We start from the raw sequence: 17,406 nt of genomic DNA on the forward strand, positions 1-17,406 counted from the left end.
TTAGACCCGAACTTTTCGGTTGATCACAAGTCGCCTTCTTGGCCGTCCATGGCCTTGTCTGACGGACCCATTTGCAAGCTGGCATTACCGCCCTGCTCATGCGGGCGGGCTTCTAGACACTTCATTGCGGCTTGTCAATGAAGCTTGAGAATTGTGGGAAATCAGCCTTCCGGCGCGCTTTCAACGGCCAGCGTTGGCGAGCGCCCGCTTTTCCCGCCGCCGCTGCACTGACGATGGGATGTTCATGCCTTCGCGGTATTTCGCGACGGTGCGGCGAGCGATGTCGACGCCGCTTTCCTTGAGCATGTCGACGATGGCGTCGTCGGAAAGCACGTCGGCCGGCTTCTCCTCGTCGATCAATTGCTTGATGCGGTCGCGCACGGCCTCGGACGAATGCGCCTCGCCGCCTTCGGCGGAGGCGATCGACGCGGTGAAGAAATAGCGCAGCTCGAAGACGCCGCGCGGCGTCAGCATATATTTGTTGGCGGTGACGCGGCTGACGGTCGATTCATGCATGCCGATGGCATCGGCCACCGTGCGCAGGTTGAGCGGCTTGAGCTGGCGCACGCCATGGACGAGGAAGGCATCCTGCTGCCGCACGATCTCGGACGCCACCTTGAGGATGGTCTTGGCCCGCTGATCGAGGCTGCGCGTCAGCCAATTGGCGTTCTGCAGGCATTCGGCGAGGAAGTCCTTTTCCGCCTGGTCCTTGGCGTGGCTCGAAACGCGGGCAAAATAGACATTGTCCACCAGCACGCGCGGTAGCGTGTCGGCGTTGAGCTCCACCGCCCAGCTGCCGTCATTGGCGGCGCGTACCTCGACATCGGCCACGATCGCGTCGCTGGCGCCGCCCGAAAACGCCAGGCCTGGCCGCGGATCGAGCGCGCGGATCTCGGCCAGCATGTCGAGAAGGTCCTCCTCGTCGACACCGCAGATGCGCTTCAGCGTCTGAAAATCGCGCCGCGCCAGAAGCTCGAGATTGGCGACCAGCGCCTTCATCGCCGGATCGAGCCGGTCGCGCACCACAAGCTGCAGCGACAGGCATTCGGCAAGGTCGCGCGCGAAGAGTCCGGCAGGCTCGAAGGTCTGGCAGACGCCAAGCACGCGCGCCACCGTCGCGCGGTCCGTACCGAGCCGGGCCGCGATCTCGTCGAGGTCGGTGCGCAGATAGCCGGCTTCGTCGAGCCCGTCGGCGAGCTCGCCCGCGATCAGGCGCTCGCCGGGGCTGAGCGAAGCAAGCGCGATCTGCTCGCCGACATGTTCGCGCAGCGTGACGACCGCCGCGGCCATGTCGCCGACATCGAATCCTTCCGACGATGCCGTGCCCGTGCCGCCGCCAGCGGCCGACTTCCACTGCGCCGTAAGGTCCGGTCCCAGTCTCTCGATGGTGCCGGGATCATCGGGAAACAGGTTCTCCAGGGATGAGTCGAGCTTTTGCGAGATCGCTTCCGCGCTCCACTCCGTCTCGCCTTCGAACCAGTCGCCTTCGGCATCCTGCTTGGGCGTCGCCTCGCTTTTCTGCGATTGATCGCTCGCAGCGTCGTCCTGCGGTTCGGCCCGCTCCAGCAGCGGGTTGCGCTCAATCTCTTCGTCAATGAAGCGTTCGAGCTCGACATGGGTGAGCTGCAGCAGCCGGATCGACTGCATCAGCTGCGGCGTCATCACCAGCGACTGGGATTGTCTGAGCTGCAGTTTGGCTGCCAGCGCCATGGTGTGATTCAAACGCCTCGTCTACGCATCGGACCCGTGCCGAAGCAGATTTTCTCGGCCGGGTATAAAAACTGGCCCGGCTTTTGCTTGTCAAGGAAAACGCTAGCAGACGCGGCTTACCGGAGCGTTATCCGGCCCGGAAATCCCGAAAAACCGGTCGAAATTTCGCCGAAATTCACCCCAGGGAAACGTATTTCACGCTCAGAGCGTGAAACCTTCGCCGAGATAGAGACGCCGCACATCGGCATTGGCGACGATCTCGTCGGCCCGGCCATGCGTCAGCACCTGGCCGGCATGGATGATGTAGGCGCGATCGATCAGGCCGAGCGTCTCGCGCACATTGTGGTCGGTGATCAAGACGCCGATGCCGCGCGCCGTGAGGTGGCGCACCAGCTGCTGGATATCGGCGACGGCGATGGGGTCGATGCCGGCGAAAGGCTCGTCGAGCAGCATATAGGCCGGACGTGTCGCCAGCGCCCGGGCGATTTCGAGGCGTCGCCGCTCGCCGCCCGACAGCGACATCGACGGCGCCTTGCGCAGATGGCTGATGTGGAATTCCTCGAGCAGTTCGTCGAGGTTGCGTTCGCGCACCTTGCGGTCCTTTTCGACCACTTCCAGCACGGCGCGGATGTTCTGCTCGACATTGAGACCACGGAAGATCGACGCTTCCTGCGGCAGATAGCCGATGCCAAGGCGGGCGCGCCGATACATCGGCATCGAGGTGACATCGAAGCCGTCGATCTCGATCGAGCCTTCGTCGACCGGCACAAGTCCCGTGACCATGTAGAAACAGGTGGTCTTGCCGGCGCCGTTAGGACCAAGCAGGCCGACCGCCTCGCCGGCGCGCACGCCGATCGTGACGCCACTCACCACCTTGCGGCCCTTGTAGCTCTTGGTCAGGCCCTTGGCGATCAGGGTGCCTTTGAACTTTTCCTTGTCGGCGCCGACCGTCGCGGACGCAGCCGGCCGGGCGGCCGCCCGCCCCGGAAGACGGGCAAGCAGCGAAGTTACGCCGGCCATTAGTTGCTCGACGCTCCCTGATTCTGGGTAGCGTCCTGCTTCTGCGGCTTAAACATCATGATGACGCGGGGGCAACCTTCGACATTGCCGAGACCGCTCTTCATCTGGACGGTGAGCTTGCAGCCCTTGAGCACGTTGTCGCCTTGCGACAGCACCACTTCCTTGCCCGAAAGCACCAGCACCTGCGTCTTCATGTCGAACTTGCCGGTGTCGCCGGTGGCGATCTGGTCGTTCGATTTGATATAGACTTTGTTCTCGACCTCCAGATGGTCGATGTTGGCAGCGCCCGTCATCGCCGAAGCGCCGGCCGCTGCGCTCTTGTCGGCCTTGGGATCCTTGACATAGTACACCGTCATCTTGCCGGCCTTGAGCAGCGTCGGCCCCTGATTGACGGTCACGTTGCCGCTGAACACGGCCATGCTCTCGGCCTGCCGGACCTCGAGCTTGTCACTTTCGATCTGGATCGGCTGGTCGCCCGACAGCTTCAGCCCCGGTATTTGGCTGGTCGCGCTCGATTGCGCGAACGAATGCGCCGTTGCCAGAACCAGCAATGCGGAAGCAGCGCCCAGAAGCCATGCGGATTTACTGCGACGCATTCTGTTCTCCACTGTTGACCCCCGCTGCCTTCAGCGCAGCTGGATCGATGTTGACCCGTACCCGGTTCTCGAAAACCACGAGCCTGCCATTGTCCTCGACAGACATCGCGTCCGCGGTGATGCGCGAACCGCCTCGGCTGACATCCACCGGATTGCTCGTCTTCATAGAGCCTTTGCCCATGTCTAGGAAGATCGATTTGAACTTCGCCACCAGGCCGTCGGTCGTCGTCACGCTAACGTCGCTGGTGAGGTCCATCGTGTTGGCGTCGCGGTTGTAGATGCCGTGCGCGGCATCGACCGAGACGATATTATCGGTGGCGACGGGCAGCTTGGCGTTGATGCCTTCGAGATCGATAACGGCCTGCTGGCCGACATCCTGCGTCGCCCTGGTCGCCGTCAGCGAATAGGGCAGCTTCTGCTTGGTGAAGCCGTTGAGCTTCGGATTGGCCATCACCAGCTTGCCGTCCGAAAACGCCGTGCCGTCGGCCTGCACGGAGATCGACACGGGCGCCTTGAGATAGGAATAGACCGGAAAGGCGACGGCAATCGCGACCGCGAGCAGCGGCACGGCGAATTTCAGCACGCGCACGCGGCGCGAGTGGCGCTGCGCGCGGCTGAAAGCCTCGCCACGCGTACCGCCTTCGGTCGCGGCAGCCGACACCGTTTCGGCATCGCTGGTTTCGTCAGATCGCGCCAACATGACTTTTCTAATGGACCTTTGCCCGCCCAAACACCGCCTATAGGTGGTATGCCCGCACCTACAAGCAAGCACAAGCGAACGAAAACTGCAAAAATGTAACAGCTGCCGCCCGCAAAATCGGGAGCAAATTTGCGGCGCAGCCTGTACTTCATAGCAGATACCAACTGCTTGCGTTAATTTTTCGTCAAGGTCGGCGTCAAACGCCGAAGCTCGAAGCCGGGCCGTTCAGGAAACGGTAGCCGCGCGCAAAGGCTTGCTTTAAAAGCGTGCTTTCCCACCACCCATGAGGCTGACGATGGCAATGAGAGCCGACGACCTGATCGACCGCCGCCGCTTGCGCCGCAAGCTGACTTTCTGGCGTGTGGCCGCGTTTGTGGTTCTGGCGGCCGCGGTGATCGCCTTCTCGGCTTGGTTCTATGACGAAGATTTTACCGGCCGCGCGGTCCCTCATATCGCCAAGGTCAAGATTGAAGGCACCATCACCGAGGATGAGGAACTGCTCAAAAGGCTGGAGGCGATCCGCACGTCGCCGGAAGTAAAGGGCGTCATCCTGTCTGTCGATTCGCCCGGAGGCACGACCGTCGGCGGCGAGTCCATCTTCGAGGCGGTACGCAAGCTTGCCGGCGACAAGCCGGTGGTGGCCGAAGTCGGCACGCTGGCTGCCTCGGCTGGTTATATGATCGCAAGTGCCGCCGACCATATCGTTGCCCGCAAGACCTCGATCGTCGGCTCGATCGGCGTGCTGATCCAGTATCCCGACGTCAGCGGCCTCATGGACAAGCTCGGCATCAAGCTGGAGGAGGTGAAATCATCGCCGCTCAAGGCTTCGCCGTCGCCCTTCAAGCCAACCAATGACGACGAGCGCGCCATGGTGCACAAGCTGATTCTCGACAGCTACGACTGGTTCGTCGGCATCGTCGCCGACCGCCGCAAGATGACGCATGACCAAGCGCTGGCGCTGGCCGACGGTTCGATCTTCACCGGCCGCCAGGCTTTGGCCAACCATCTCGTCGACGCCGTCGGCGGCGAGCAGGAGGCAATCGACTGGCTGGCGACCAAGGGCGTGGACGCCAAGCTCAAGGTCGTCGAATGGAAGGACAAGGAGAGGCGCGGTGGTTTCCTGTTCTCCCAGTCGATGGCAAAGGTGGCGGCGAAGGCGCTCGGCCTGCCGGATGCCGGCGGCGATGTCATTCACGAGCTTGGCGCCGACCGCTTGTTTCTTGACGGTCTCGTTTCGGTCTGGCACCCTTGACGCCCGTTGGTACGAGCCAAAAAAGCAATAAAAATCATCCTGATAATCGACCGCTGTGTGATTTTACGGGGAACGTTCTATGATCAAATCCGAGCTTGTGCAGATCATTGCTGCACGCAACCCGCACCTTTTCCTGCGCGACGTCGAAAACATCGTCGGCGCGATCTTCGACGAAATCACCGACGCGCTTGCCGAGGGCAACCGGGTCGAGCTGCGCGGTTTCGGCGCCTTTTCGGTGAAAAATCGCCCTGCCCGCACCGGCCGCAATCCGCGCACCGGCGAGTCCGTCGAGGTCGAGGAGAAGTGGGTGCCGTTCTTCAAGACCGGCAAGGAGTTGCGCGAAAGGCTGAACGGCGGCAAATAGGTGCCGCGCCGGCGGGTTGAAACGGCATCTTGGCGCCTAAAGCATGTCTCCCGAAAGTAGAGGCCGGTTTCGGACAAAGACGTGCGCGCCTGGGAAGCTTCTCTCTATGGAGATCTGATGTTCAATCGCATCGTCCTTGTCGTGGTCTTCGTGCCGCTGGCCATCATCCTGATCGCGCTCGCCGTCGCCAATCGCGGCTCCGTCGCCTTCACGCTCGATCCATTCCATCCCGGCAATCCCGCGCTGACGCTGAACCTGCCGCTCTTCATCTTCCTGTTCCTGGCCTTGGCCGTCGGCATGGTTGTCGGCAGCATGGCCACATGGGTGAAGCAGGGCCGCTACCGCAAGCTCGCGCGCCAGCGCGGTCTCGAAGCCGAAAACCTGCGTCAGGCGGTGGGCCGCGCGCCGGCGGCGCCCAAGGGACCGGCGCTGCCGAAGCCGACCAACTAACACATTTCGGGAGCCTTCGATGCTGACCATTTCGGCCGACGAGGTCGACCGCGCCCTGACCTTTCCAGGTCTGGTCGAAACGCTGCGCACCGCCTTCCGCGAAGGGGCGGTGCAGCCGGTGCGTCACCATCACGCGGTCGAGCGGCCGGATGGCGCGGCCTCGACCCTGCTTTTGATGCCGGCCTGGACCGACTTCAACGCGGCGGGGACTTCGGCCGGTGGTCATATCGGCGTCAAGATCGTGACCGTGTCGCCGGACAACAACACAAAAGGCAAGCCGGCGGTCATGGGCCTCTATCTTCTGCTCGACGGCGTGACCGGCGAGCCGCAGGCGCTGATCGACGGCCAGCGGCTGACGCAATGGCGTACGACCTGCGCTTCGGCGCTCGCCGCCTCCTATCTCGCCCGCAAGGATGCCTCGCGGCTTCTGGTGATCGGCGCCGGCGCGCTGTCGCCCTTCCTAGCCAAGGCGCATTCAGCGGTTCGGCCGATAACCTCCATCCGCATCTGGAACCGCACGCCGGCCAATGCCGAAAAGGTAGCGGCCGCCTTGCGCGCCGAAGGCCTTCCGGCAAGCGCCGCCGGCGATCTTGATACGGAGCTTGCCGTGGCCGACATTGTCGCCTCGGCAACGATCTCCAACACGCCGCTAGTCAGGGGCGCGCTGCTGAAGCCGGGCGCCCATGTCGATCTCGTCGGCGGCTTCACGCCGACGATGCGCGAGGCCGACGACGAGGCGATCAGGCGCGCAAGCGTCTATGTCGACACCCGCGCCGGCGCCACCAAGGAGGCCGGCGACATCGTCCAGCCGCTGGCCTCGGGCGTGCTGAAGCCGGAAGCAATCGTCGCCGACCTGCACGAGCTCGCACGTGGCGAGAAGCAGGGTCGCCAGAGCGACAGCGAGATCACCCTGTTCAAGTCGGTTGGTGCGGCGCTAGAAGACCTCGCCGCCGGCATCGCCGTCTACAAGGCGCTCAAATAACAGCGCTCTCCAGCCTGGCTCGCATCGCCTCGCCGATCAGCCGGAAATCACGCTCGCTAATCTCGAACAGGCCGAAGCGCAGCTGGTAGCCCCAGTTCGGTTTGCCGGCGGTGACGTCAAGCCTGTCGAGCAGCGGCTTGATCGGCGTCTCTGTGGCGTCGCGCCAGTCGACGCCGCGCCGCGCGGGCGTGAAACCGCGGCCCATGACGCCTTCATAAACCTCTCCTTGCCGGACCGTGCCGATCGCCGTGAAGGATTGCAGCCCGTCCTTCGCGCCGAGCACGGTGCTCGGCGAGTAATAGACGATGCCGTCGCCAGGCTTGACGCGGCGGAGCGGCGGCGCCTTGCCGTGATTGACCTGCATGAAGCCATCTCTGCGGCCGATCCGCACATGTTCGGCCGATGCGACGGCGACCCAGAAGGCACTCATCCCTGCGCTGCCTCGAACGGCCAGTAGACGCGCAGGCGATGATTGTCCGGATCGAGCGCGACGAAGGTGCGGCCGAAATCGAGATCGGTTGGCGCCTGCAGGATGTTCAGGCCGCGACCCGACCAATCGATATGCGTGGCATCGACCGCAGCGGCGCTCTCGACCGCAAGCACGAGCTCCCCGCCACCGCCTGTTGCCGCTGCCGCCGGTTCCACCGTGTGGCGCGACCAGAGGCCAAGTTTGAAGCCCTTGTCGAGCAGGAACATGACGAAGGTCGGCGAGGATTCGACCGGCTCGCGTCCGAGCAACGAGGCATAGAACGCGCCGCTCTTTTCCGGGCTGTCGACATAGAGGATGACGAAATTAGGCGTTGTCATATTGATCTCCAAATTGCCTGAACCTTGGAAACCATACGCATGCCTGCTGTCAGATTCTGGCAGCAGCGATCAGCCGGTAGTGTCTTTTGCGCCGTTCTGGCCGGCCGTGCCAAGCGTCGCCCGCCATTCCTTCAGCATGGACTGGCGGCGACGCGGATAGCGGATGTCGGTGGCCGTCAATTCGGACATCCGGTCGGCACGGAAATGCCGGAAATCCTGGCGCATCTCGCACCACGCCACCATCACCCGCACCTTGTCGAAAAAGCTCAGCGCGAACGGCCAGACCAGCCGCTTCGATGCTGAGCCGCCGGCATCGCGATAGAGGAAGCCGAGCTTGCGCTCGTCGCGAATTGCCTGCCGCACGACACCGAGGTCGATCGTTTCGAGATGATCCGCGTTTGGCCCGACGAGCAGCGTTGTCGCGTCGAGGTCTTCGCGCAGGTCGTCCGGCAGCACCGCCGCGATCTTGGCAAGCGCATCCGTCGCGGCGACAGCCAGCCTTTTGTCCGGCTGCTTCGCCACCCAGCGCGATCCAAGCACGATCGCCTCGATCTCCTCGTCGCTGAACATCAGCGGCGGCAGCATGAAGCCCGGCTTCAGCACATAGCCGAGCCCCGCCTCGCCCTCTATCGGAGCGCCCTGCCCTTGCAGCGTCGCGATATCGCGGTAGAGCGTGCGGATCGACACGCCCATCTCGTCCGCAAGCGTGCGGCCGCTCACCGGCCGGCGGTGGCGGCGCAGGATCTGGATAAGGTCGAAAAGGCGTTCGGAACGAGACATCGCGTTTACGATAGGGCTGAAGGGGCGCGGCCGGAAGCCACGCCCCTTCAGTCAACTCACAGGCGGAACACCTTCACCGCATTGCCGCGCTCAAGCGCCTTGTTCGCCATGAAGAGCTCAGCCTTCGAAGCTTCCATCTCGCGATCCGCCAGCACGCGCAGCATTGCCGCAAGCCGCTGCAACGCGATCGCCTTGTTGCGGTGCTGCGACCGCTCGGCACGCGCCACCACCATAATGCCGGTCGGCACGTGGACCGCCCGCACGGCACTGTCGGTGGTGTTCTGGTTCTGGCCGCCCGGCCCTCCGGCGCGAAGCGTTTCGAAGCGCACATTGCCTGCCGCGATCGCCGGCCCCGCCGCGGGCATGTCTGCCAGATCCACCCGCTTCACCCCAACAAACCAGTTCTGCCGCTTGTGGCCCGGCCGTACCGGGCTCTTGAAGATGAACTTCACCGAGCCGCAATACTCTGTTGCCAGGGCATTGGCGCCCGCGCCCTCCAGGCTGATCAGCGCCGATTTCGCGCCATGCCGGTCCGGTGCGTGGCCGAACGTGACTTCAGCCGCGCAGCCGCGCCGGCCGCACTCCGCCTCGATGATGCGGACCAGCGCCATCAGCGCGATGCGACATTCGACCGGGCCGCTGCCGGAGGTGACGAGAAGGTCAACCGCGCTCATGGCGACCTCCCCTGTGACGCCCTCGTTCGCTTTGCCGATCACAACCTGGCTTTGCGCGTGTGCGATCGGAGCTGCCATCGACCGCCTTCTTGTAGGTCACCAGCGGCTTCATCGCCGCCAGCGGCAAGACGAGCCCGGCATCGGCGAGGTCGTGGACCACCTGCCCCGCATCCTTGTAGGCGGTCGCGGCCTCTTCGATGACCAGGTCGCGGTCGCCGCAGATCAGCTGCCCGCCCCAGGCGTTGCGAAGCAGGGCCTCGCGTTCCGACCTTTTGCGCCCGACACGGCCATGCATGGTCGCGCGGTCGTATTTGCGGCCGGCGCCATGCGAGATGCCACCCAGCGAAGAGCCTGTCCCGTCCAGCGCCTCAACCACATAGCTCAGGCTGGCGCGCGAGCCCGCAATCGGCGCGATGCTGCCAGCCTCGACCGCGGCGGAGCCCTTGTGATGGACGAAGCCGCCATCCCGCCGGCGCACCAGATTGTGCGGCACGTCGACGACAAGCTTTGCTTCGCAGTGCAACGCGCTCGCCGCCCGCGCCGCGATCAGGCCGCGGTTGAGCGATGCCCAGGCAACGCAGATATCGTGCTTGCCGAGCCACGCTTTGCCCGCTTCCGACGCCGGATCGAGCCCCGTCGCAATCGCGGCCTGATGATTGACCTCGCCGAACACCCGCGCACCCAGGCCACGCGAGCCGGAGTGAACGAGCAGGTAGAGGCCTTGGCGATCGACGGCTTCCGCCTTCCTGGCATCGAACAGCTGTTCGACTGCCTGGAGCTCGCAGAAATGATTGCCGCCGCCGATCGTACCAAGCGCCGCCGGAAACAGATCCGGCGCCAAGCCCGAAGCTGACAGAACAGCCTGCGGATCGAAGCAGTCCTGCGCTTCGATTTCACCCATGCGCTCGACCGCCCGGTCGACCTTGAGCTTGCGCAGCGGCATATCGAGCGCAAACAGCGACATGCCGCAGCCGATATCGTTGCCGATCAGTTGCGGATACAACCGCTTTGAGAGAACCGCGATCCCGGTCGGGCCGTATTTGCCGGGGTGCAGGTCCGGAAAAGCGGCGACCGAGCTCACGCCAGGCAGCGCCGCAACAGCCTTCAGCTGTTCGAGCGCGGCGCCCTCGATCCAGCTTTGCTGCGAGAAATAATACTGGATTTGCGCTGCCTCCGCAGCGCAAGACGAAGAGGGGCCGATGGCCCCGAATGAATTGCCCATGATGGAACACTTCTGGAAATGGTCAGGTATCCGACGCCGTCAGGCGTCAGTCGACCGGCGTCAAAACAGCAAAGCCTGCCTTACGCCGGAACCCTCGAGGGGCGCGCGGTGGAGATGTTCGTCATCTGTCGCTCCCATTCCAGAACCAAGAATGGCGCTCCCATAAAGCAACCGGCCGGAAGAAACAAGGCCGGCCGACCCGACGGGAACGCCTGCCGGCCGTCGCCGTTGTCTCCATAATGGAGATGCGCGGGTTCCTGTTGTTCTGGTCGGTGCTGACCGCTTTCGTCGCGGCCCTCAGTCTTGGCCCGTCCTTTGCCCATGTGCTGGAATCGCTGCCCAGGCTGACGAAATGGTCGCCGGCGCTTTGGCGCGAGACGACCGTTTTCAATGCGCAGTTCCAGCTCTTCCTGCTGATCGGAGCGCCGCTCGATATCGCAGCCATTGTCTGCCCGGCGGTGCTTGTCTGGATGCTGCGCGACGAGCCTCGCGCCTTCTGGTTTGTGCTGGCCGGCACCTTGCTCTATGCGCTAGCGCTCGCGCTTTGGACTGTTCTCGTCAAACCGGCCAACGATATCCTCGCCACCTGGACGCCGGGGCCAATTCCGGAAAATTTCGAAGCCGTCCGGCTGCGTTGGGAATCCGGCCATATGGCGGTGACGGCAGCGAAGGCGCTTGGCTTCATCTCACTTTGCCTCGGCTTGCTCACGGTCCGTCACGGTTGATGGTCTCGCCCGCCTTTGTTGCGCCGATGGGCTGAGCTGTGGCAGAAGCGGGCCGAACCGCCGGAGATGATCCTTCTTGAAATCTTTTCGCGACAAGCGCCGCGATAACCGACCGCAGCACGCGAGGCCGGAACAGGCCCGCCCGCGCGACGCGTTTGCGGCTGGACGGCAGCAGGCAGCATCCGCGGAGCGTCGCGAAGCGAAACCGGCGGATCGGCAGGAAGCCAAAGCGGCTCCGCGCGTTCTTGCACGCCGCGAGGGCTCCTTGCCGGCCGAGCGCCTGCCGCTGATCCTGGAGGTCGCGCCCAATGCCGACTACGCGCTGCTGGACAGCGGCGCCGGCGAAAAGTTCGAGCAATACGGCCCCTACCGCATCGTTCGCCCCGAAGGCCAGGCGATCTGGCAGCGCGCGCTTCCGGCAAAAGAATGGGAGCGCGCCGACGCCATCTTCACCGGCGACACCGACGAGGAAGGCATCGGCCGGTGGCGCTTTCCGAAATCGCCGCTCGGCGAGACCTGGCCGATGAAGCATGACGGCATCGACTATCTCGGCCGCTTCACCTCGTTTCGCCATGTCGGCGTTTTTCCCGAGCAGGTTTCGCATTGGGACCATATGGCGGGGCTGATCGCGGAGGCGAAGCGCCCGGTCAAGGTGCTCAATCTGTTCGGCTATACGGGCCTCGCCTCGCTGGTGGCGGCCCGCGCCGGCGCCGAGGTCACCCATGTCGATGCCTCGAAGAAGGCCATCGGCTGGGCGCGCGAGAACCAGGAAATGGCCGGCCTTGCCGACAAGCCGATCCGCTGGATCGTCGAGGATGCGGTGAAATTCGCCGAGCGCGAGGAGCGCCGCGGCAGCCGCTACGATATCGTGCTGTTCGACCCGCCGGCCTATGGCCGCGGCCCCAAGGGCGAGGTCTGGCAATTGTTCGAGGATCTGCCGGGCCTCACCGACCTCTGCCGCTCGATCCTGACGCCGAAACCGCTGGCCGTCGTTCTCACCGCCTATTCGATCCGCGCCTCCTTCTTCGCCATCCATGCGCTGATGCGCGATACGTTCGCCGGCATGGGCGGCACGGTCGAATCCGGCGAATTGATCATTCGCGAGAAGTCCGCCGGCCGCGCGCTGTCGACCTCGCTGTTCTCGCGCTGGGTGGCTTGAATGAACGCACATGACGGCGCCCGCCCGGTCGGGCAGGTCAAGGAAGTCACCAGCCTTGCCAATCCGCTGGTCAAGGACATCAAGGCGCTCGCCTTGAAGAAATTCCGCGACCAGCAGAACGCCTTCATGGCCGAAGGGCTGAAGCTGGTCATCGACGCGCTGGACCTCGGCTGGTCGATCAAGACCCTGGTCTTCGCCAAGGCCGGACGCGGCAACGCGGCCGTCGAGAAGGTCGCCGCGCGGACCGTCGCCGCCGGCGGCACGGTTCTGGAAGTCTCCGAAAAAGTGCTTGCGGCCATCACCCGCCGTGAAAACCCGCAAATGGTGGTCGGCGTCTTCGCGCAGCAGACCGTGCCGCTGAAGGATATCCGCGCCAGGGACGGCGATGTCTGGGTGGCGCTCGACCGGGTCCGCGATCCCGGCAATCTCGGTACCGTGATCCGCACCGTCGACGCCGTCGGCGCCAAGGGCGTCATCCTGGTCGGCGACACCACCGATCCGTTCTCGCTGGAGACGGTGCGCGCCACGATGGGCTCGATCTTCGCCGTGCCGGTCGCCAGGGCGACCGAGCAGGCCTTCCTCGCCTGGCGGCGCGATTTTTCGGGCCTTGTCGCTGGAACGCACCTCAAAGGCGCGGTCGACTATCGTTCAGTCGATTTCTCCAGGGGACCGGTGCTGCTTTTGATGGGCAACGAGCAGCAAGGGTTGCCCGACAGCCTTGCCGAAAGCTGCGATAGGCTGTTGAGAATCCCCCAAGCCGGCCGAGCGGATTCGCTCAACCTCGCCGTTGCCACCGGCGTGATGCTCTTCGAGATACGGCGCGGCGCATTGAAGCTCGACCCTCACACAGACTCGCGATGAGGACTGCGCAATCGTGAAATCCTGGTCCCCTTATGCCCTGCTGGTGATCGTTGCAATCGCGCTCGATCAGTGGATCAAGCAACTGGTCGAGAACGGTCTCGCCTTTCAGGAGAAGGTCGATCTGCTGCCGTTCCTGGCGCTGTTTCGCACCTATAACACCGGCATCGCCTTTTCGATGTTCCAATCCTTCGGCGACACCGGCCTGGTGGTCATCGCCGTGCTGGTCGTCGCCTTCGTGCTCTATCTCGCCACGCGCACGCCTGCCGGCCATGTCATCGCCCGCATCGGCTTTGCGCTCATCGTTGGCGGCGCGCTGGGCAATCTCATCGACCGTGCTATCTACGGTCACGTCATCGACTACATCCTGTTCCACACCCCGGTCTGGTCCTTCGCGGTGTTCAACCTCGCCGACGCCTTCATTTCAGTCGGCGCCGCACTTGTCGTCTTCGACGAGCTGATCGGCTGGCGGCACGAGCCGAAACCTTCGCAAGATTGACGCCGCGCGGCTGCCGCCGCACAGTTACGTCCATCGCCGGAACCGGAGGAGAAAAAATGTCCGATACGTTCAAAGCCATCCTCATTTCGCGCGATGCCGAGAAGAAGCAGTCCGTCGATGTCGTCGACCTCACCGAGGCCGACCTGATGGAGGGCGACGTCACCGTCGCCGTCGAGGCGACGACGGTGAACTACAAGGACGGGCTCGCCATCACAGGCAAGGCGCCTGTGGTGCGCCGCTGGCCGCTGGTGCCGGGCATCGATTTCGCCGGCACCGTGATCTCCTCCTCGCATGCCGACTGGCGCAAGGGGGACAAGGTGATTCTCAACGGCTGGGGCGTCGGCGAGACGCATTACGGCGCCTATGCCGGCCGCGCCCGGGTCATGGGCGACTGGCTGGTGCCGCTGCCCGAGGGCATGAGCGCGCATGATGCGATGGCCGTCGGCACGGCGGGCTACACGGCCATGCTCTCGGTCATGGCGCTGGAACGGCATGGCATCGTGCCGGACCGCGGCCCGGTGGTGGTGACGGGCGCCGCCGGCGGCGTCGGCTCGGTCGCCATCTCGATCCTGTCCAGCCTCGGCTACCATGTCGTCGCCTCGACCGGCCGCAACGCCGAAAGCCCTTACCTGATCGACCTCGGCGCGGCGGAGGTGATCTCGCGCGAGGAGCTCAGCCAGCCGGCGAAGCCGCTTGCCAAGGAGCGCTGGGCGGGCGGCGTCGACTCGGTCGGCAGCCACACGCTCGCCAATGTACTGTCGACGACCTCCTATGGCGGCGCGATCGCCGCCTGCGGCCTGGCCGGCGGCATGGACCTGCCGGGAAGCGTCGCGCCCTTCATCCTGCGTGGCGTTTCGCTGCTCGGCATCGATTCCGTGATGGCACCGAAGGCCGTGCGCCTGGAGGCATGGCGCCGCATCGGCACCGATCTCGACCTGAAGAAGCTGTCGACATTGTCCCACACCATCGGTTTCGACGGCATTGTCGCTGCCGCCCGCGACATCGTCGAAGGCAAGGTCAGGGGCCGCGTCGTCGTCGATATGTAGCCGACAGCCGTTTCGGAGCACCGGTTTTGTCCGGGCCGGAGCCCGGAATCCGCGAAGATCGCTAAAATTCGAACGATCCGCCGCAGCCTTCCATAATCTCTGTCTGGCATGGTTTGCGCATGGTCGCGGACTCCGACACCAGACAGGGCAGCAAAGCCGCGGACGCTGACAGGCTCATCATCGATGCGCCGCGGCGGCAGGTGCTTGTTGCCCCGCCGTTGGCCCCGGAATTGCCCGCGGCCAGCCATGAGGGCCTGCCGTTCCTGACGATCGTCGCCATCGCCGTTCTGGCGGGGCTGGCGCATCTCACCGGCGCGCCGATCATCGTCACCATCGGTCTCGCCGCCGCGGCCGTTGCCGGCCTTGCCATGCATCTGCGCAACCGGCGCGACGAACGGCGCACCGCAGCTCTTCTCGACGAGACGGCCGCCCGCAGCCGCGCCGAGATCGAGACCCTCGCCGATCGCATGTGGGAGATGCAGGAGAGCGAGGAGCGCTTCCGCGGCCTGATCGATGCGCTGGGCGACCTCGTCGTCCATCGCGATCGCGACGGCAACATCGTCTATGCCAATAGCGTTTTCTCCACACTTGTCGACGTCGACCCGCGCGATCTCGCCGGCAAGACCTTGTCCGAGCTTGGCATCGATGTCGGCATCGTTCCCGACGCCGCCTTCTCCGACCATGAATGCCTGAGCTCCACCGATGTCGCGATCCGCACGCCGAGCGGGCCGCGCTGGTTCTCATGGATCGAACTCTCGGTGCGCGACAAGGACACGGGCGCGGTCTCGCACCGCGCGATTGCCCGCGACATTACCGCCCGCAAGCGCGCCGAGTCCTCGCTGATCACCGCGCGCGAACGTGCCGAATATGCGAGCCAGGCCAAGTCGCGCTTCCTCGCCACCGTCAGCCATGAGATCCGCACGCCGATGAACGGCATCATGGGCATGGCGAAGCTGCTGGCCGACACCGACCTGTCGCCGGAACAGCGCACCTATGTCGGCGCCGTTTCCACCTCGGCCAGCGCGCTTCTCGCGCTCATCGAGGACCTGCTCGATTATTCCAAGATCGAGGCCGGCCGCTTCGAGCCCGAGCCGCAGCCGACGTCATTGCGCGAAATCGCCGACAACATCATCGAGCTCCTGGCCGCGAGGGCCTTCGCCAAGAACATCGGTCTCGGCTGCCATGTCGAGCCCGACGTGCCGCAGATGATCACCGCCGATCCCGGCCGCGTGCGCCAGGTGCTGCTCAACCTCATTGGCAATGCGGTGAAATTCACCGATACCGGCGGCGTGCTGCTCACCGTGGCGCGCGCCCGCACCGAAACCACCGACCGAATCTGCTTCACCGTCGTCGACACCGGCCCGGGGCTGCGTGAAGAGGACATGGAACGCATCTTCGAGGAGTTCGAGCAGTCCGACGGCACCTCGACCAGGGTGCATGGCGGCGCCGGCCTCGGCCTTGCCATCTCGAAGCGGCTGGTGAGCGCCATGGGCGGCACGATCTCGGTTTCGAGCCGGCTCGGCGAAGGCTCCGAATTCGTCCTCGAGATCCCGGCGGTCGCGGCCACCGAACCGCCGCCGCACCGCCACAACATCCTTGCCGACCGGCGGGCCGTGATCGTGTCGAAGAACGCCATCGAAGCCGATGCCATAGCCCGCACGATCAGAGCCCATGGCGGCACCGTCGAGGTCGCGGCGACACCGAGCCAGGCGGCTCCCTTCGCTGCCGGCTGCAACGTGCTCCTGATCGACGCGGCGCTCGAAAACGCCGACGGCAGACTGCTAAAGCGGCTGCGCGACTCGGGCTTTGCCGATTGCGAAGCCATCACCCTCATCGCGCCGACGGACCGCGGCATGCTCGGCGAATTCCGCGCCAGCGGCTACGCCACCTTCCTTGCAAGGCCGGTGCGCGGCGAAACCCTGTTGCGGGTGCTGTTGACCAGCCACGGCTCGGCGCTTGCCCAGCCGCAACCGCAGCCGCGCGGCGCCGCTTCGGCGCGCCGGCGCGATCAGGGCCTGTCGGTGCTGATTGCCGAGGACAACGACATCAATGCCATGCTGGCGCGCGCCACGCTGCTCAAGGCGGGTCATCGCGTCAAGATCGTCGGCAACGGCAAGGCCGCGGTCGACGCCGTCACCGATGCCGGCCTCAAATTCCGCTTCGACGTGGTGCTGATGGACCTGCATATGCCCGTCATGGACGGTCTCGATGCGATCGCCGCCATCCGCCGCCACGAGGAATCCATGGCCATGCCACCGATCCCGATCATGGTGCTTTCGGCCGACAGCCAGGAAAAGACCCGGCATGCCGTGCTCGCGCATGGCGCCAGCGGCTTCGTGACCAAGCCGCTCGATCCCGACCAGCTCGTCCAGGCTGTCGAGGGCCAGGTTGCCGCCTGACGAAATTTTGAACTCTTGAAAACCATGCATCGCCTGGCTTTCGCGTCGGTAAGATAGCCGGTTGAGTGTATTGCCCAGCCGACAAAGTATTGCCCGCCACGTCGTATCACGGTACTGTCACAATCCTGTTGCACCTACACCGTATCCCCGTGCCAAGAGGGAT

19 protein-coding genes are annotated in these 17,406 nt (G+C 64.6%); 10 read left to right on the forward strand and 9 right to left on the reverse strand.

Annotation, left to right across the window (positions count from 1 at the left end; translation table 11 throughout):
* Window positions 1-180: 180 nt before the first annotated feature.
* The 4 genes from rpoN to lptC all read right to left on the reverse strand — a co-directional run bounded on the left by rpoN (window position 181) and on the right by lptC (window position 4,026).
* A complete protein-coding gene (gene rpoN / locus EN869_RS03835; protein WP_127225005.1) occupies window positions 181-1,710 on the reverse strand; it encodes an RNA polymerase factor sigma-54 in 1,530 nt (509 codons plus the stop codon).
* Between the two features lie 201 nt (window positions 1,711-1,911).
* The gene (lptB, locus tag EN869_RS03840) at window positions 1,912-2,730 is read right to left on the reverse strand and encodes an LPS export ABC transporter ATP-binding protein (RefSeq protein ID WP_112096590.1); all 819 of its coding nucleotides are present in this window, start codon (window positions 2,728-2,730) and stop codon (window positions 1,912-1,914) included.
* On the reverse strand, window positions 2,730-3,326 hold the full coding sequence (locus EN869_RS03845; RefSeq protein WP_127225006.1) for an LptA/OstA family protein: 597 nt from the start codon (window positions 3,324-3,326) through the stop codon (window positions 2,730-2,732). The genes lptB and EN869_RS03845 overlap by 1 nt, the downstream gene beginning before the upstream one ends.
* Complete coding sequence (lptC, locus tag EN869_RS03850) at window positions 3,313-4,026, reverse strand: LPS export ABC transporter periplasmic protein LptC (RefSeq protein ID WP_127225007.1); 714 nt, start codon at window positions 4,024-4,026, stop codon at window positions 3,313-3,315. The genes EN869_RS03845 and lptC overlap by 14 nt, the downstream gene beginning before the upstream one ends.
* A gap of 295 nt (window positions 4,027-4,321) precedes the next feature.
* On the opposite strand from lptC, the gene sppA reads away from it, so the two are divergent.
* From sppA to EN869_RS03870, 4 genes are all read left to right on the forward strand, one after another.
* Window positions 4,322-5,278, forward strand: coding sequence for a signal peptide peptidase SppA (sppA, locus tag EN869_RS03855; protein WP_127225008.1), 957 nt, complete (start codon window positions 4,322-4,324; stop codon window positions 5,276-5,278).
* A 79-nt stretch (window positions 5,279-5,357) separates the two neighbouring features.
* On the forward strand, window positions 5,358-5,642 hold the full coding sequence (locus tag EN869_RS03860; RefSeq protein WP_027165368.1) for an integration host factor subunit beta: 285 nt from the start codon (window positions 5,358-5,360) through the stop codon (window positions 5,640-5,642).
* A gap of 117 nt (window positions 5,643-5,759) precedes the next feature.
* A complete protein-coding gene (locus tag EN869_RS03865) occupies window positions 5,760-6,092 on the forward strand; it encodes a DUF1049 domain-containing protein (RefSeq protein WP_127225009.1) in 333 nt (110 codons plus the stop codon).
* 19 nt (window positions 6,093-6,111) lie between these two features.
* On the forward strand, window positions 6,112-7,074 hold the full coding sequence (locus EN869_RS03870; RefSeq protein ID WP_127225010.1) for an ornithine cyclodeaminase family protein: 963 nt from the start codon (window positions 6,112-6,114) through the stop codon (window positions 7,072-7,074).
* On the opposite strand, the gene EN869_RS03875 is transcribed toward EN869_RS03870, so the two are convergent.
* The 5 genes from EN869_RS03875 to EN869_RS03895 form a co-directional block, all read right to left on the reverse strand.
* On the reverse strand, window positions 7,067-7,504 hold the full coding sequence (locus EN869_RS03875; RefSeq protein WP_127225011.1) for an EVE domain-containing protein: 438 nt from the start codon (window positions 7,502-7,504) through the stop codon (window positions 7,067-7,069). The two genes, EN869_RS03870 and EN869_RS03875, sit on opposite strands and share 8 nt — an antisense overlap.
* The gene (locus EN869_RS03880) at window positions 7,501-7,881 is read right to left on the reverse strand and encodes a VOC family protein (protein WP_127225012.1); all 381 of its coding nucleotides are present in this window, start codon (window positions 7,879-7,881) and stop codon (window positions 7,501-7,503) included. The genes EN869_RS03875 and EN869_RS03880 overlap by 4 nt, the downstream gene beginning before the upstream one ends.
* Before the next feature lie 69 nt (window positions 7,882-7,950).
* Complete coding sequence (locus tag EN869_RS03885; protein ID WP_127225013.1) at window positions 7,951-8,661, reverse strand: YafY family protein; 711 nt, start codon at window positions 8,659-8,661, stop codon at window positions 7,951-7,953.
* A 56-nt stretch (window positions 8,662-8,717) separates the two neighbouring features.
* Window positions 8,718-9,335 carry a peptide chain release factor H gene (gene prfH / locus EN869_RS03890; RefSeq protein ID WP_127225014.1) on the reverse strand — a complete coding sequence of 206 codons (618 nt, stop codon included), beginning with the start codon at window positions 9,333-9,335 and terminating at the stop codon, window positions 8,718-8,720.
* Window positions 9,322-10,557 (reverse strand): RNA ligase RtcB family protein, encoded by a 1,236-nt coding sequence (locus EN869_RS03895; protein ID WP_127225015.1) that lies wholly within the window; start codon window positions 10,555-10,557, stop codon window positions 9,322-9,324. The genes prfH and EN869_RS03895 overlap by 14 nt, the downstream gene beginning before the upstream one ends.
* A gap of 239 nt (window positions 10,558-10,796) precedes the next feature.
* Between EN869_RS03895 and EN869_RS03900 the strand changes: the two genes are divergently transcribed.
* The 6 genes from EN869_RS03900 (at window position 10,797) to EN869_RS03925 (ending at window position 17,243) form a co-directional block, all read left to right on the forward strand.
* Window positions 10,797-11,282, forward strand: a complete 486-nt coding sequence (locus EN869_RS03900; protein WP_127225016.1) for a DUF1772 domain-containing protein — start codon at window positions 10,797-10,799, stop codon at window positions 11,280-11,282.
* A 76-nt stretch (window positions 11,283-11,358) separates the two neighbouring features.
* Window positions 11,359-12,441, forward strand: coding sequence for a class I SAM-dependent rRNA methyltransferase (locus EN869_RS03905; protein ID WP_127225017.1), 1,083 nt, complete (start codon window positions 11,359-11,361; stop codon window positions 12,439-12,441).
* Window positions 12,442-13,302, forward strand: a complete 861-nt coding sequence (locus EN869_RS03910; protein WP_127225018.1) for an RNA methyltransferase — start codon at window positions 12,442-12,444, stop codon at window positions 13,300-13,302.
* Between the two features lie 13 nt (window positions 13,303-13,315).
* The gene (gene lspA, locus EN869_RS03915) at window positions 13,316-13,798 is read left to right on the forward strand and encodes a signal peptidase II (protein ID WP_127225019.1); all 483 of its coding nucleotides are present in this window, start codon (window positions 13,316-13,318) and stop codon (window positions 13,796-13,798) included.
* A gap of 56 nt (window positions 13,799-13,854) precedes the next feature.
* On the forward strand, window positions 13,855-14,844 hold the full coding sequence (locus tag EN869_RS03920; RefSeq protein ID WP_127225020.1) for an MDR family oxidoreductase: 990 nt from the start codon (window positions 13,855-13,857) through the stop codon (window positions 14,842-14,844).
* Window positions 14,845-14,963: 119 nt separating this feature from the next.
* Window positions 14,964-17,243, forward strand: coding sequence for a PAS domain-containing hybrid sensor histidine kinase/response regulator (locus tag EN869_RS03925; RefSeq protein ID WP_127225021.1), 2,280 nt, complete (start codon window positions 14,964-14,966; stop codon window positions 17,241-17,243).
* Window positions 17,244-17,406: the final 163 nt, after the last annotated feature.

This window comes from Mesorhizobium sp. M2D.F.Ca.ET.226.01.1.1, from assembly GCF_004022705.2.
Lineage (GTDB): Bacteria > Pseudomonadota > Alphaproteobacteria > Rhizobiales > Rhizobiaceae > Mesorhizobium.